We start from the raw sequence: 12,636 nt of genomic DNA on the forward strand, positions 1-12,636 counted from the left end.
GTCACAAAGAAGGTAACAGGAGCCGTTAAAAAGCAAAACGCCGGCACAAGGCCGGCGCTTCGACGTGGTGAAGAGTAATTACTTACTCAGCAACAACGTTAACAACCAGTTTCGCGAAGACTTCGCTGTGAACCTGGAAGTCCACTTCGTGCTCACCGGTGGTACGCAGAACGCCGTTCGGCAGACGAACTTCGCTCTTAGCAACGTCAACGCCAGCTGCAGTTACAGCGTCAGCGATGTCGCGAGTACCGATGGAACCGAACAGTTTACCTTCGTCGCCAGATTTAGACGCGATGGTAACGGTGCCCAGTGCGTTGATTTTCTCAGCGCGAGCGTTAGCAGCCGCCAGAACGTCAGCCAGTTTGGCTTCCAGTTCAGCACGACGTGCTTCGAAAAACTCTACGTTTTTCTTGGTAGCAGGAACAGCTTTACCCTGTGGAACCAGGAAGTTACGAGCGTAGCCCGCTTTAACGTTTACCTGATCACCCAGGCTGCCCAGGTTTGCTACTTTATCAAGCAGAATAACTTGCATTACCTTATCCTCTTAAAGTCGTATTAATGGACCGTGCCCGATTACTGATGACGATCAGTGTACGGCAGCAGAGACAGGTAGCGAGCGCGTTTGATAGCGCGAGCCAGCTGACGCTGGTATTTTGCACGAGTACCGGTGATACGGCTTGGGACAATCTTACCGCTTTCGGTGATGTAGTTTTTCAGCGTTGCGATATCTTTATAGTCGATCTCTTGAACGCCTTCCGCGGTGAAACGGCAGAACTTGCGACGACGGAAATAACGTGCCATTTGGCTAGTCTCCAGAATCTATCAAATCAATCTGCTCGGCATGCAGAACAAGTTTGCTCAGGCCGTTCTTTGCCTTGTGGCAAGAGATGAACCCCTGAACCGTTACTGCGCTACCGACCGTTATACTGTGAGTAATGGCCTGGTTTTCGTGACCGCTAATAATAACGGGCATTTGGCACCACGCCTGCCGGTTAAACCCGGCTTCCTCCTGCACTGAACGATGCTCAAGCACGAACTGGCAGTGAGGAATTCCTGATGGGCTGACCTTGCGAAGTGGGGTCCTGCACACGGTACCGGACAACACCAGACGGTTGGTCATCAGAAATTACTCTTCAGAATCCCCAGCATCAGAATCATCTGCGGTTTCGTTTGCGAAATCATCGCGACGCTCACGGCGCTCGTCTTTCGCTTTAACCATCGGAGATGCTTCGGTCACTGCGTTTTTGGTACGCATAACCATGCTGCGGATAACGGCATCGTTGAAGCGGAAGTTAGTTTCCAGCTCATCGATCGCTTCCTGCGGAGCTTCAACGTTCATCAGAACGTAGTGAGCTTTGTGCAGTTTGTTGATCGGATAAGCCAGCTGACGACGGCCCCAGTCTTCCAGACGGTGGATCGTGCCTTCTGCTGCAGTGATTGCACCAGTGTAGCGCTCGATCATACCCGGAACCTGTTCGCTCTGGTCAGGATGGACCATAAAAACGATTTCGTAATGACGCATCGAATTGCTCCTTACGGATTATTCAGCCTCCTGTCTGGGTCAGCCGAGGCCCGGGGAGGCAAGGAACGTGTTAAAGGTCGGCTGAAAAATTGACGCGTCATAATACTTGCGCGCCCCCCGAAACTCAAGCTGATTGCGCAAATAATTCGCACAAAGCGCAAAGCGGGTCTAAGTGGGTGATTTACCATTACTCACGGCCGATCGCGGCGATTTTTTGAACAACTGCATCAGAAATGGTCGCCATAGCCTGTAAGAATCGTGCTTACACTTTAATCAGACCCTGTCTCTGGACAAAAGACAGCCGTGAATATCGTCGCACCGTAGTGAGTCGTGGAGCGCATATCATGAAAAAAATCACCCTTGCCGTTCTGGCTGCGCTTTTGCTTTGTGCAAACGCGACAGCAGCCATTCAGGTTGATGGCCGACAGGCCAGAAATATGGATGATGTGCAAAGTCTGGGCGTCATTTATATCAACCATAACTTCGCCACGGAAAGTGAAGCGACTGAAGCCATTAATGCAGAAGCCGATGCGCGGGATGCCCGCTACTATCACGTCATGCTCACCCGTGAACCGGGCAGCAACGGCAATATGCACGTCAGCGCAGATATCTATCGGTAACGCTTTGACGCTAGCACCAGGAAAGCCAACAACGAAAAAATTGTCATAGTCTCATTAGCCCCCTGCCCGGGGGCTTTTTTTACTTTCATTTCTGCCCGTAATAAGCATTTTCACCATGCTTGCGCATAAAGTGTTTGTTCATCAGATAGCTGTCGACAGGCTTCAGGTGTGGATTAATTCCTCGCGCTATCCACGCCATTTTCGCCACCTCTTCCATTACCACGGCATTGTGTACGGCGTCGTGAGCATCACTTCCCCAGGCAAAAGGGCCATGCTGAAAGACCACAATCCCCGGCCTGTGCAGCGGTTCGCCGTCACCCAGCGTTTCAATGATCACCTTGCCGGTATTGAGTTCGTACTCGCCGAGCACCTCCTCTTCGGTGAGCGCGCGCGTGCAGGGGATATCGCCAAAGAAGTAGTCTGCATGGGTGGTGCCGAGCGCGGGGATCGCCAGCCCTGCCTGCGCCCAGGCGGTCGCATGGGTCGAGTGGGTATGCACTATCCCGCCAAGGGAGGGATAACGCCGATAGAGCGCCAGGTGGGTCGCGGTATCAGATGAGGGTCGCCATTGCCCCTCCACCACATTGCCGCTGAGATCCACCACCACCATGTCATCCACGCGCATGGTCTCGTAGGCCACTCCGCTGGGTTTGATCGCCACCAGCCCGCGCTGACGGTCAATCGCGCTGACATTTCCCCAGGTAAAGGTCACCAGACCGTAGCGCGGCAAATCCATGTTTGCCTCAAACACCTGCTGTTTAAGCTGCTGCATGATCTTCCTCCCCAAGCCCGGCTCGCGCCATACGTTCAAGTATCCAGTCGCGCGCCTGCGCCACGTCGCGCTCGGGATCGTCCGACGTTTCACTCCACATCTCGATCAGGTAAGGCCCACAATAGCCACTCTGTTTTAACGTCTGGAAACAGCGTTCAAAATCGACGACTCCGCTGCCAAACGGTACGTTTTTGAAGACGCCGGGGCGGGTATCCTTCACATGTACCGCCACGATATGCCCAATGCCGGCCTGTAGCTCCATCTGCACGTCGTTATCCCACGCAGAGAGATTGCCGATGTCGGGATAGAGCTGGAACCACGGATTATTCAGGTAATGGGCATAACCCAATGCCTTGCTGATGGAGTTCATCAACGGATAATCCATGATCTCCATCGCCAGGGTGACCTGCGCGCGGCTGGCCATTTCAACGCTCTCTTTCAGGCCATCACGGAAACGACGACGCGTCTCATCATTGGCTTCCTGATAGTAAACGTCATAACCGGCAAGCTGGATTACGCGGATCCCGACGTCCTGCGCAAAGCGAATCGCTTTACGCATGATCTCAAGGCCCTGCGCCCGCACCGCGTCATCTTCACTGCCGAGCGGGAAACGACGGTGGGCGCTCAGGCACATCGAGGGAACTCTTACGCCGGTTTCGGCGACAGCGTCCACCAGCGCCAGACGCTGCTCGCGGCTCCAGTCGAGACGGGAGAGGCGCGCATCCGTCTCATCCACCGATATTTCAACGAAATCGAATCCCAGCCGTTTCGCCAGCTGCAGCCGCTCAAGCCAGCACTCCCCGGTGGGGAGCGCCTTCTCATAGATGCCAAGCGGAACCTGTTTGCTTAACATAACCGCTCCTTATCCCCACAGCTGGGCGATGGAACGTTTAAACTGACGCGCCGCTTCCACCGGCGAGGCGGCATCGCGAATGCTGCGACCGGCGATAAAGACGTGGATTGGAATACCGGCAAACAGCGGCAAATCCTCCAGCGCCAGCCCGCCCGTCACCGTAACCTTAAAGCCCATATCCGCCAGACGCTTAACGGCGCTGATATCCGCCTCGCCCCACGCAACCCCCGCAGCCTGCGCATCGCGGCTGCGGTGATAGACCACCTGCTGAATACCTGCAGCGCGCCACGCTTCTGCCTGCTCCCAGGTCCAGAAGCCCGTGAGTTCGATCTGCACGTCACCGTTAAATTCCTTCGCGACCTCCAGCGCGCCTTTCGCGGTGTTGATATCTGCACAGCAGATGACCGTCACCCAGTCGGCATTGGCTTCGAAACACATCCGCGACAGGATTTTGCCCGCATCGGCAATTTTGGCGTCGGCCAGCACAATCTTATGCGGATAGAGGGCTTTCAGATCGCGGACGGCACGGACCCCCTCCCCTACGCACAGAATGGTGCCCACTTCGATAATGTCCACCTCTTCCGCAATCAGACGCGTGGTTTCGTAAGCGTGGGCCAGAGTCTGGTTATCCAGCGCAACCTGCAACATTGGTAATGACATGTTCAACTCCCTTTTAAGCTGCCGCCGCAGTGGCATTGTCGATTAAATCCAGCACGTCCTGCGCGGTACGGCAGGCGCGTAAACGGTCAAAATTGGCTTCATCTTCAAACAGGTTGACGATCTGCATAATGCCCACCTCCTGGTGAGTATTGGCATCAACGGCCGCCATGGTGATCAGGATGTCTACCGGATCGTTATCTTCGTGGTTAAACACCAGCGGCGTTTTCAGGGTGACCAGGGCGAAACCGGTTTTTTTGACCCCCTCTTCCGGGCGGCCATGCGGCATCGCCAGCCCTGGCGCAATCACAAAATAGGGCCCGAACTGCTCAACGCCATCAAGAATGGCCTGGTAATAGCGCGGCTCAACGACATCCGCCTTAACCAGCAGATCAACGCCCAGCTTTACCGCCTCCTGCCAGGTGCTGGCTTCGGCCTGGAGAAGGATGGAGTTATTCTCCGCCAGCGAATCACGTAGTTTCATATGCCTCTCCTTACTTCACATCTTGCGGAAAGTGCGCTTTGATCACTTCCAGCAATTTTGGGCCGAAGTCCGCAGGCGACAGCATGTTGCGCACCCCTACCACGTATTTATTGCCTGCGACGCTAATCTCACCGGCGATGTGGGTAGAAGCGATGATGATGTCCGCGCCGTTCAGTTCACTTTTGTATTCACCCACCGCGCAGCTGTTTACCGTGTGGTCAATGTTTGACTGGGTTAAAAACTGGTCCACTTTCATCTTCATGATCATGGAGCTCCCTTGCCCATTGCCACACACAGCCAGGATACGTACGGTCATAATCAAAACTCCTTAGTGAGCAGAAACTTCTGCTGTTTGTTTTTCCGCATCTTCTTCCGCCCGCAGCGTACGGCCGGCGAAGAACATATACGCCAGTGCAATCAGAATGATGACGCCCATAAAGGCAAGGCCGACAGAGGCGAAGCCCTGCATCATCGGCGGTGCCAGAATCGACCAGTCCGCCATGCCCATCCAGGCGCTCATACCGGTCAGTTTGACCGCCCACACGCAGCCGAAGATTTCAACCATGCCCATTACCAGGCAGATCTTGAGCGCCGCGCGCCAGCCGCCAAAGTGGTTAGCGAACACGCCGATAGTGGCGTTGGAGAAGAACATCGGGATAAAGCCAGGAATGATCAGGATGGAGGAGCCGCAGCCCACCAGGATGCCCACCGCAATCAGCTGGCCGATGGTGCCCCACATAAAGCCCCAGACGACGGCGTTCGGCGCGAAGCTATAGATCGCCGCGCAGTCAATTGCCAGTACGGCGCCAGGGATCAGGCGTTGAGAAATACCGTTGAAGGCCTCAGACAGTTCGGCCACGAACATGCGCACGCCCTGGGTGATGATGAAAATCGCTACCGCGAAGGAGAAGCCGGTTTGCAGGATATAGATAGACCAGTGCGTTTTACCGGCCATCGCCTGCACCGTATCAATACCGAATGAGAGCAGGATCGCACCGAAGAAAATGGTCATCACGATGGCAGTAGAGACGATATTGTCGTGGAAGATATTCAGCCAGCCGGGCAGCTTCAGATCTTCAACACTCTCCTCTTTTTTCCCCAGATAGGGGGCGACTTTATAGGCAATCCATGAGGCAAACTGCTGTTGGTGGCCGATAGAGAAACCGCAGCCGTCGGTCACTTCCTGCGTCGGCTTGTACATCATATTGGAGGTGATGCCCCAATAGAGCGAGACCAGGATCGCCGTGCAGATAATGGTGGTCCACATCGGGTAGCCGAAGATATAGAGGGAAACCGCAATCAATCCAGCCTGCTGGAACATGATGTGGCCGGTGAGCATGATGGTGCGGATGCCGGTAATCCGACGCAGCAGAACGTAAATGATGTTCAGCGCCAGTGCGAGCAGGACGGCGTACCCTACCCAGCTATAGGCATCTCCCATACGTTCGATAGTGGCCATCATTGAGGCGTAGGTGTCTGATATGGCGCCGTTGATGCCATAGACTTCCGACATTTTGGCAACAACGGGTTTAAAGGTGCTGGTTAAAATGCCTGAACCCGCCTGAAGCAGCATAAAACCGATGATGGTTTTAATGGTGCCTTTGATTATCACGCTCACGCTTTTACGCAGCAGGATATAACCCAGGCACGTCACGATACCCAACAGCAACGGGGCGTTGGTCATGACCTGATTAAAAAAGACGGTAAAGACGCTGTAGAGGATCTCCATAACACTCTCCGGTAAAGGCAATACGATGCCTGGTGTTCGTACAACAGGCCCCCACTCTAGTAATCACAAATAATCACGACAAGATTGAATTTGATTATTTGTGACGTATCACGCAAATTATTTCCACCCTAAGTGCAATGTCTTTATCTGCATCTGCAAAACACCAATAAAAATCATTTATTTCAATAAGTTATATAATAAAAAGCATAAAAATCACGTATATTATTTTTAATCAGAGCAGCTTTATATTGGCGTAACGCTCGCAGAACACCATTGCAATGCTGATTCATTGGTGACAATATCAATCAAAACATGTCATCAAATGATTACTTGTGATAGAGAGGGAGTCTGACTATGAGTAAAGTGAACACTATTACCCGCGAATCATGGATCCTCAGCACCTTCCCGGAATGGGGAAGCTGGCTGAATGAGGAGATCGAGCAGGAGCAGGTCGCGCCGGGCACATTTGCAATGTGGTGGCTGGGTTGTACCGGCATCTGGCTGAAATCTCAGGGCGGGGCTAATGTTTGCGTCGATTTCTGGTGCGGCACCGGCAAACAGAGCCACGGCAACCCACTGATGAAAAAAGGCCATCAGATGCAGCGTATGGCGGGCGTCGAGAAGCTGCAGCCAAACCTGCGTACCACACCATTTGTCCTTGATCCCTTTGCGATTCGTCAGATAGATGCCGTCCTCTCGACCCACGATCACAACGATCATATCGACGTTAACGTCGCGGCGGCAGTCATGCAGAACTGCGCAGATGACGTGCCTTTCATTGGACCGCAGACCTGCGTCGATTTGTGGATCGGTTGGGGCGTGCCAAAAGAGCGCTGCATTGTGGTGAAACCGGGCGATGTGGTGAAAATCAAAGACATTGAAATTCATGCCCTCGACGCGTTTGACCGTACAGCGCTGATTACTCTGCCAGCCGATCAGAAGGCCGCGGGTGTGTTACCGGACGGCATGGACCTACGTGCGGTAAACTACCTGTTCAAAACCCCGGGCGGTACGCTGTACCACAGCGGTGACTCACACTACTCCAACTACTATGCCAAACACGGTAACGAGCACCATATCGACGTGGCGCTGGGCTCCTATGGCGAAAACCCGCGCGGCATCACCGATAAGATGACCAGCGCTGACATTCTGCGCATGGCTGAAGCGTTGAATACCCGGGTGGTGATCCCGTTCCACCATGATATCTGGTCAAACTTCCAGGCCGATCCGCAGGAGATCCGCGTGCTGTGGGAGATGAAAAAAGATCGTCTGAAATATGGCTTTAAGCCCTTTATCTGGCAGGTGGGCGGCAAGTTTACCTGGCCGCTGGATAAAGATAATTTCGAATATCACTACCCGCGCGGCTTTGACGACTGCTTTACCATTGAGCCGGATCTGCCGTTCAAATCTTTCCTGTAATTGTCCCCTCATCGCCAGGCGCTGTGCCTGGCGATTCCAACTTTTGCTTAGTAATTTCAGGCTATTTCAAATATCATCTTTTAAAATCAATTTATTTCGGAATAGCTCATGACAGAAGCACAACGTCATCAAATCTTACTGGAACTCCTGGCGCAAACGGGGTTTGTTACCGTTGAGCAGGTGATTGCCCGGCTGGGCGTTTCTCCCGCCACGGCACGCCGGGATATCAACAAACTTGATGAGAGCGGCAAGCTGAAAAAGGTGCGTAACGGCGCGGAAGGGATCAGCCAGCAGCGCCCACGCTGGTCGCCGATGAATATCCATCAGGCGCAGAACCACGACGAGAAAGTGCGTATTGCCAGAGCCGCCTCCCAGCTGGTTAATCCTGGCGAAAGCGTGGTGATCAACTGCGGTTCCACCGCCTTTCTGTTGGGTCGTGAGATGTGCGGCAAACCGGTGCAGATCATCACCAACTACCTGCCGCTGGCCAACTACCTGATCGACCAGGAGCACGAAAGCGTGGTGATCATGGGCGGGCAGTACAACAAGAGCCAGTCCATCACCCTAAGCCCGCAGGACAGCGAGAACACGCTCTATGCCGGCCACTGGATGTTTACCAGCGGCAAGGGGCTCACCGCCGAAGGGCTGTATAAAACCGACATGCTGACGGCGATGGCGGAGCAGAAGATGCTGAACGTGGTCGGCAAGCTGGTGGTCCTGGTCGACAGCAGCAAGGTTGGGGAACGTGCGGGCATGCTCTTCAGCCGTGCCGAGCAGATAGACATGGTGATCACGGGTAAAAACGCTAATCCACAGATCCTCCAGAAACTGGAAGATCAGGGTGTGAAGATCCTGCGCGTTTAAAGGTGCTGGCGGAAAAACGCGACCGTGGCGTCGAGCGCACCCGGCGTAATACGGTGTTTGACTCCCGCCTCCCACAGACAGGTCAGATTTTTATCCAGCCCTTCCTGCTGCAACGCCTGTTGCAGGCGGAACGTCTCCCCGGCGGGCACCACATCATCCTCCTCACCGTGCCACAGCAGCAGCGGGCGGTCAGCCAGACGCGGTAGCGCGGTCGTTACCTCCCAGTCAGCAAGCGGTGCGACCATCGACGCGAATGACCCGGGTTGCTGCGGCGGAAACAGCGTGCGGGCCAGCGAGGTAAAGTAGCCCGAGCCCATCAGGCTTGCCACACATTTGACCTCCGGATAGCGCGCCATAATGCCCAGCGCGGTCATTCCCCCCATTGAAGCCCCGGCCACCGCGAGCCGTTCATCGGCCACCAGCCCGGCCTGATATAGCGCATCCCGCAGCGGGGCAAACTCGGTGAGGTTGCCATGCAGGATCGGCCAGAACTGTCCCAGGCGGGCTTGCTCATCACCGCTAAAACGGGCCCCGTGATCGGGGGCATCCGGCATTACCACCCGAAAACCTGCCTGCGCCAGCGCCACCGCAAAATAGCTGTAGACCAGTTTTGATGAGGTAAAACCATGATAAAAAATAACAACCGGAAGCGGTTTAGCCCCTTTTCCTGCCGGAACAGCATGTACAATCTCATGGTCGCCAAGCTGCCGTACTTCAAGTTCAATCATTATTGGGCCTCATACTTATGGGTGAATCATAATGTTGAGAACTGGCTTACGCTTTCACACAATTTTCATTCGAAATTTACGCTATAGCTAACAATTTGGGAACATTCCCCCAATGTCAAATCAACAGAGATCTACACTATGGCTATCAGGAAACGAGACAGGTTTATGCGAAAGTTTGCTGCTTTAACGCTGATGGTGTTGTTGGGCGGATGTAGCGTATTGCAAGGTACGCCGCAGCCTGCGCCACCGGTCGCCGATCACCCCCAGGAGATACGTCGTAATCAAACGGAAGGATTACAGCGAATGGGTACCGTGACCGCACTCGAGCGAGGCTCTCCCGATGATGCGGCAGAGGCCATTAAAGCAAAAGCTGTCGCCGCGAAAGCAGATTATTACGTCATTGTCCTTATCGATGAAACCATCGTGACGGGACAATGGTATTCGCAAGCCATTTTATACCGTAAATAACGCGCGGTATTTAAACGACATTTACACTGCTTTGCGTCCATAGACGTTTTCCTGTCCACAATAAACTCCAGCCAGTGACAATGGAATGAGTTTATTAGCGAAGGATTGCCCGGCGGATACCGGGGACACGTAAAATGGAGCTGACGATGAAACGATCTCTTGCTTTGACCACACTGCTACTCTCAGCCGGTCTGGTGAGTACGGCAGCACAGTCAGCTGAATTTGCCAGCGCTGATTGTGTGACGGGTTTAAACGAAATTGGATTGATCTCTGTGAGTGATATCTCAGGGAGCCCGCAGGACGTAGAGCGCATGATCGCGCTGAAGGCCGATGAGCAGGGTGCCTCATGGTATCGCATCATAAAAATGCAGGAAGAGAGCCATGCCGATCGCTGGCGGGCGCAGGCCATACTTTATGTCTGAAAATCGTCAATAAAAGCCACTAAAAAAGAGTGGCTTTTTAATCTTTACAATTCTATTATCCTTGCCATAACTCCTCCGAGATAACTTTGTAACATTTTGTTACATAAAGCCAATAAATGTTATCCCCGCTCTGCCGTTGAAAAGCGATACCTTTTTAACAATGAGCAATTTATGATCAACTTTTTCCGCCGTGCAGGTCTGGGCACAAAGCTATCGCTGCTTACCGGCTTGAGTGTTGCCACTCTCTTTTTACTTTTCACCTTTCTCCTGAGCTACAACGCCAGTCAAAAACTTGAATCGCTGGCCGTAGAAGACCTGCATAACCAGTCTACCGGCGTGGTGGATATGGTGCAGATGTTCAATACCAGCCTCACCGAAGAGGTAGAAAGTTACACCCGCCTGTTCACCACCTTTTTACCGCAGCCGCTGAGTATTGATGCCAGCCAGACCCGCGTCATCAACGACCAGAGCGTCCCCCTGCTGAAAGGCGGCGATACGGAACTGCATGAGAACAACACCACCCCCGATGATTTTCTGAATCGCACCGGCGCGATCTCTACGCTCTTTGTCCGTAGCGGCGACGATTTTGTCCGCGTGGCGACCTCGCTGCGTAAAGAGAACGGCGACCGGGCCATCGGTACGGTACTCGACCATGCCAGCCCGGCATGGGAAGTGGTCAACAAAGGCGAGGTATATCGCGGCCTCGCCCTGCTGTTCGGTAAGCGCTATATCACCCAGTACCAGCCGGTAAAAGATGCGGGCGGGCAGGTGATCGCCATTATCTTCGTTGGGGTCGACATTACCCACTCCTGGAACGTCATGCGCGAGAAGATCCTTAGCCGCCGTCTGGGCGAGAGCGGTCACTTCTTTGTACTGAACCGCAGTAACGGCAAGAACCACGGCCAGTACCTGTTCCATAGCGCAGAGGAGGGAGAGCTGCCGAAGTGGGATAACGCCGTTCAGCAACAGCTGCTGGGGGATCAATCCGGCACTCTGGAACGCCAGAGCGCTGATGGCCGCACGTTGATCATGGCCTGGACACCGCTACCGGGCTGGAACTGGACGATTGTGGGCGAGGTGGATAAAACCGTACTGCTGGCTGATGTGACCAACATGCGCGACCGCTTCCTGCTGGCGGGCGTGGCGCTTTCCGCGCTCTTTGCCATGCTGTTCGTGTTTATTATCCGCCGCTGGCTCACGCGCCCGCTGCGCGATGTGATTGGCCTGGCCGAACAGTATGCCGCAGGCGATCTGCGCGCCACCCTGCCCGCCACCCGTCAGGATGAGGTAGGTCAGTTGATCGGCGCCATCAACGGCATTGGCGGCGGGCTGCAAAAAATCGTGCTCCAGGTGCGGGAAGCTGCGGGCGATATTCATCTGGGGACCAACGCCCTGGCGGCGGATACCGGCGAGATCTCCGAGCAGATCAATAAGCAGGCCAGCAGCGTGGAGGAGACATCCGCCAGTATGGAGCAGCTGGCGGCCACCGTGCAGCAGAACGCCGCCAATATGGAGCAGACCCAGCATCTGGTCGGCGAAACCTCCCGGGCGGTGCACCAGGGCGGGAAGACCGTCAGCAATGCTGTCTCCACCATGGATGATATTCGCGAGGCATCGAAACGTATCGAAGCCATTACCCGGGTGATTGAGGGGATCGCCTTCCAGACCAATATTCTGGCGCTCAACGCCGCCGTCGAAGCCGCCCGGGCGGGCGAGCACGGTAAAGGCTTCGCCGTGGTAGCCCAGGAGGTCCGCGCCCTCGCAGCGCGCAGCGCCAACGCGGTGAAGGAGATTGAGCAGCTGATTGGCGATACGCTCAGCAAGGTGAGCGAAGGCCACGCCCTGTCGGAGCAGACCCGCCAGGCGATGGAGAGCATCATCGCGCACATCGATAACATCAAGGCGCTGGTAACCGAGATTAACCATGCCTCCCACGAGCAGTCGGCGGGTATCGGTCAGGTGAATCTGGCGATGACCCATATCGGCGAAGCGTCGCATATCAACGCCGACCGCGTCTCACGCAGCGAACAGACGGCGCAAACCCTGCGGGAGAAGGGTTCACACCTGACCGAGCTGGTCAGCCTGTTCCGCCTGTAAG

General features: G+C 54.6%; 17 protein-coding genes. 6 read left to right on the forward strand and 11 right to left on the reverse strand.

Translation table 11 applies throughout. The annotated features are described in order from the left end of the window. Positions 1-82: 82 nt before the first annotated feature. Genes rplI through rpsF form a run of 4 tightly spaced genes read right to left on the reverse strand, consistent with a single transcriptional unit; the run spans position 83 to position 1,522 of the window. Positions 83-532 (reverse strand): 50S ribosomal protein L9, encoded by a 450-nt coding sequence (rplI, locus tag B3X29_RS10715; RefSeq protein WP_103177988.1) that lies wholly within the window; start codon positions 530-532, stop codon positions 83-85. Positions 533-573: 41 nt separating this feature from the next. Continuing rightward, positions 574-801, reverse strand: coding sequence for a 30S ribosomal protein S18 (gene rpsR, locus B3X29_RS10720; protein ID WP_000135199.1), 228 nt, complete (start codon positions 799-801; stop codon positions 574-576). 4 nt (positions 802-805) lie between these two features. Then, positions 806-1,120: a primosomal replication protein N gene (gene priB, locus B3X29_RS10725; RefSeq protein ID WP_103177987.1), complete on the reverse strand. Its 315-nt coding sequence runs from the start codon at positions 1,118-1,120 to the stop codon at positions 806-808. A 6-nt stretch (positions 1,121-1,126) separates the two neighbouring features. Next, the gene (gene rpsF / locus B3X29_RS10730; RefSeq protein WP_103177986.1) at positions 1,127-1,522 is read right to left on the reverse strand and encodes a 30S ribosomal protein S6; all 396 of its coding nucleotides are present in this window, start codon (positions 1,520-1,522) and stop codon (positions 1,127-1,129) included. Between the two features lie 344 nt (positions 1,523-1,866). Between rpsF and yjfY the strand changes: the two genes are divergently transcribed. Continuing rightward, entirely contained in the window at positions 1,867-2,142 is a 276-nt protein-coding gene (gene yjfY, locus B3X29_RS10735; RefSeq protein WP_103177985.1) for a DUF1471 family protein YjfY, read from the forward strand. Positions 2,143-2,227: 85 nt separating this feature from the next. On the opposite strand, the gene B3X29_RS10740 is transcribed toward yjfY, so the two are convergent. Genes B3X29_RS10740 through ulaA form a run of 6 tightly spaced genes read right to left on the reverse strand, consistent with a single transcriptional unit; the run spans position 2,228 to position 6,637 of the window. Continuing rightward, positions 2,228-2,914 carry an L-ribulose-5-phosphate 4-epimerase gene (locus tag B3X29_RS10740; protein WP_103177984.1) on the reverse strand — a complete coding sequence of 229 codons (687 nt, stop codon included), beginning with the start codon at positions 2,912-2,914 and terminating at the stop codon, positions 2,228-2,230. Continuing rightward, positions 2,901-3,767: an L-ribulose-5-phosphate 3-epimerase gene (locus B3X29_RS10745; RefSeq protein ID WP_159340443.1), complete on the reverse strand. Its 867-nt coding sequence runs from the start codon at positions 3,765-3,767 to the stop codon at positions 2,901-2,903. Before B3X29_RS10745 ends, B3X29_RS10740 begins: the two co-directional genes overlap by 14 nt. A 9-nt stretch (positions 3,768-3,776) precedes the next feature. Next, positions 3,777-4,427, reverse strand: coding sequence for a 3-keto-L-gulonate-6-phosphate decarboxylase UlaD (locus B3X29_RS10750; RefSeq protein WP_103177982.1), 651 nt, complete (start codon positions 4,425-4,427; stop codon positions 3,777-3,779). Positions 4,428-4,440: 13 nt separating this feature from the next. Further along, positions 4,441-4,908: a PTS ascorbate transporter subunit IIA gene (gene ulaC, locus B3X29_RS10755; protein ID WP_159340442.1), complete on the reverse strand. Its 468-nt coding sequence runs from the start codon at positions 4,906-4,908 to the stop codon at positions 4,441-4,443. Positions 4,909-4,918: 10 nt separating this feature from the next. Beyond that, complete coding sequence (gene ulaB / locus B3X29_RS10760; RefSeq protein ID WP_103177980.1) at positions 4,919-5,224, reverse strand: PTS ascorbate transporter subunit IIB; 306 nt, start codon at positions 5,222-5,224, stop codon at positions 4,919-4,921. 12 nt (positions 5,225-5,236) lie between these two features. Continuing rightward, positions 5,237-6,637, reverse strand: a complete 1,401-nt coding sequence (gene ulaA, locus B3X29_RS10765) for a PTS ascorbate transporter subunit IIC (RefSeq protein WP_103177979.1) — start codon at positions 6,635-6,637, stop codon at positions 5,237-5,239. A 354-nt stretch (positions 6,638-6,991) separates the two neighbouring features. Between ulaA and ulaG the strand changes: the two genes are divergently transcribed. Then, positions 6,992-8,056, forward strand: coding sequence for an L-ascorbate 6-phosphate lactonase (ulaG, locus tag B3X29_RS10770; protein WP_159340441.1), 1,065 nt, complete (start codon positions 6,992-6,994; stop codon positions 8,054-8,056). A 108-nt stretch (positions 8,057-8,164) separates the two neighbouring features. Then, positions 8,165-8,920: an HTH-type transcriptional regulator UlaR gene (gene ulaR, locus B3X29_RS10775; RefSeq protein ID WP_103177977.1), complete on the forward strand. Its 756-nt coding sequence runs from the start codon at positions 8,165-8,167 to the stop codon at positions 8,918-8,920. Here ulaR and yjfP read toward each other — a convergent pair. Then, on the reverse strand, positions 8,917-9,648 hold the full coding sequence (yjfP, locus tag B3X29_RS10780) for an esterase (RefSeq protein WP_103177976.1): 732 nt from the start codon (positions 9,646-9,648) through the stop codon (positions 8,917-8,919). The genes ulaR and yjfP overlap by 4 nt on opposite strands. Before the next feature lie 138 nt (positions 9,649-9,786). Between yjfP and bsmA the strand changes: the two genes are divergently transcribed. The 3 genes from bsmA (at position 9,787) to B3X29_RS10795 (ending at position 12,635) form a co-directional block, all read left to right on the forward strand. Continuing rightward, entirely contained in the window at positions 9,787-10,116 is a 330-nt protein-coding gene (bsmA, locus tag B3X29_RS10785) for a biofilm peroxide resistance protein BsmA (RefSeq protein ID WP_159340440.1), read from the forward strand. A 134-nt stretch (positions 10,117-10,250) separates the two neighbouring features. After that, positions 10,251-10,538, forward strand: a complete 288-nt coding sequence (gene yjfN, locus B3X29_RS10790; RefSeq protein WP_103177975.1) for a DUF1471 family protease activator YjfN — start codon at positions 10,251-10,253, stop codon at positions 10,536-10,538. Positions 10,539-10,709: 171 nt separating this feature from the next. Further along, positions 10,710-12,635 carry a methyl-accepting chemotaxis protein gene (locus B3X29_RS10795; protein ID WP_159340439.1) on the forward strand — a complete coding sequence of 642 codons (1,926 nt, stop codon included), beginning with the start codon at positions 10,710-10,712 and terminating at the stop codon, positions 12,633-12,635. Position 12,636 lies beyond the last annotated feature (1 nt).

This window comes from Leclercia sp. UBA5076, from assembly GCF_002416465.1.
Classification (GTDB): domain Bacteria; phylum Pseudomonadota; class Gammaproteobacteria; order Enterobacterales; family Enterobacteriaceae; genus Enterobacter.

Bases quoted from the DNA above. Each gene is read 5' to 3' on its own strand.
- priB (WP_103177987.1), bottom strand. From the start codon at position 1,120: ATGACCAACCGTCTGGTGTTGTCCGGTACCGTGTGCAGGACCCCACTT.
- ulaG (WP_159340441.1), top strand. From the start codon at position 6,992: ATGAGTAAAGTGAACACTATTACCCGCGAATCATGGATCCTCAGCACC.
- rpsF (WP_103177986.1), bottom strand. From the start codon at position 1,522: ATGCGTCATTACGAAATCGTTTTTATGGTCCATCCTGACCAGAGCGAA.
- B3X29_RS10745 (WP_159340443.1), bottom strand. From the start codon at position 3,767: ATGTTAAGCAAACAGGTTCCGCTTGGCATCTATGAGAAGGCGCTCCCC.
- B3X29_RS10795 (WP_159340439.1), top strand. From the start codon at position 10,710: ATGATCAACTTTTTCCGCCGTGCAGGTCTGGGCACAAAGCTATCGCTG.
- yjfY (WP_103177985.1), top strand. From the start codon at position 1,867: ATGAAAAAAATCACCCTTGCCGTTCTGGCTGCGCTTTTGCTTTGTGCA.
- rpsR (WP_000135199.1), bottom strand. From the start codon at position 801: ATGGCACGTTATTTCCGTCGTCGCAAGTTCTGCCGTTTCACCGCGGAA.
- B3X29_RS10740 (WP_103177984.1), bottom strand. From the start codon at position 2,914: ATGCAGCAGCTTAAACAGCAGGTGTTTGAGGCAAACATGGATTTGCCG.
- ulaB (WP_103177980.1), bottom strand. From the start codon at position 5,224: ATGACCGTACGTATCCTGGCTGTGTGTGGCAATGGGCAAGGGAGCTCC.
- rplI (WP_103177988.1), bottom strand. From the start codon at position 532: ATGCAAGTTATTCTGCTTGATAAAGTAGCAAACCTGGGCAGCCTGGGT.
- yjfN (WP_103177975.1), top strand. From the start codon at position 10,251: ATGGAGCTGACGATGAAACGATCTCTTGCTTTGACCACACTGCTACTC.
- ulaC (WP_159340442.1), bottom strand. From the start codon at position 4,908: ATGAAACTACGTGATTCGCTGGCGGAGAATAACTCCATCCTTCTCCAG.
- B3X29_RS10750 (WP_103177982.1), bottom strand. From the start codon at position 4,427: ATGTCATTACCAATGTTGCAGGTTGCGCTGGATAACCAGACTCTGGCC.
- bsmA (WP_159340440.1), top strand. From the start codon at position 9,787: ATGGCTATCAGGAAACGAGACAGGTTTATGCGAAAGTTTGCTGCTTTA.
- yjfP (WP_103177976.1), bottom strand. From the start codon at position 9,648: ATGATTGAACTTGAAGTACGGCAGCTTGGCGACCATGAGATTGTACAT.
- ulaR (WP_103177977.1), top strand. From the start codon at position 8,165: ATGACAGAAGCACAACGTCATCAAATCTTACTGGAACTCCTGGCGCAA.
- ulaA (WP_103177979.1), bottom strand. From the start codon at position 6,637: ATGGAGATCCTCTACAGCGTCTTTACCGTCTTTTTTAATCAGGTCATG.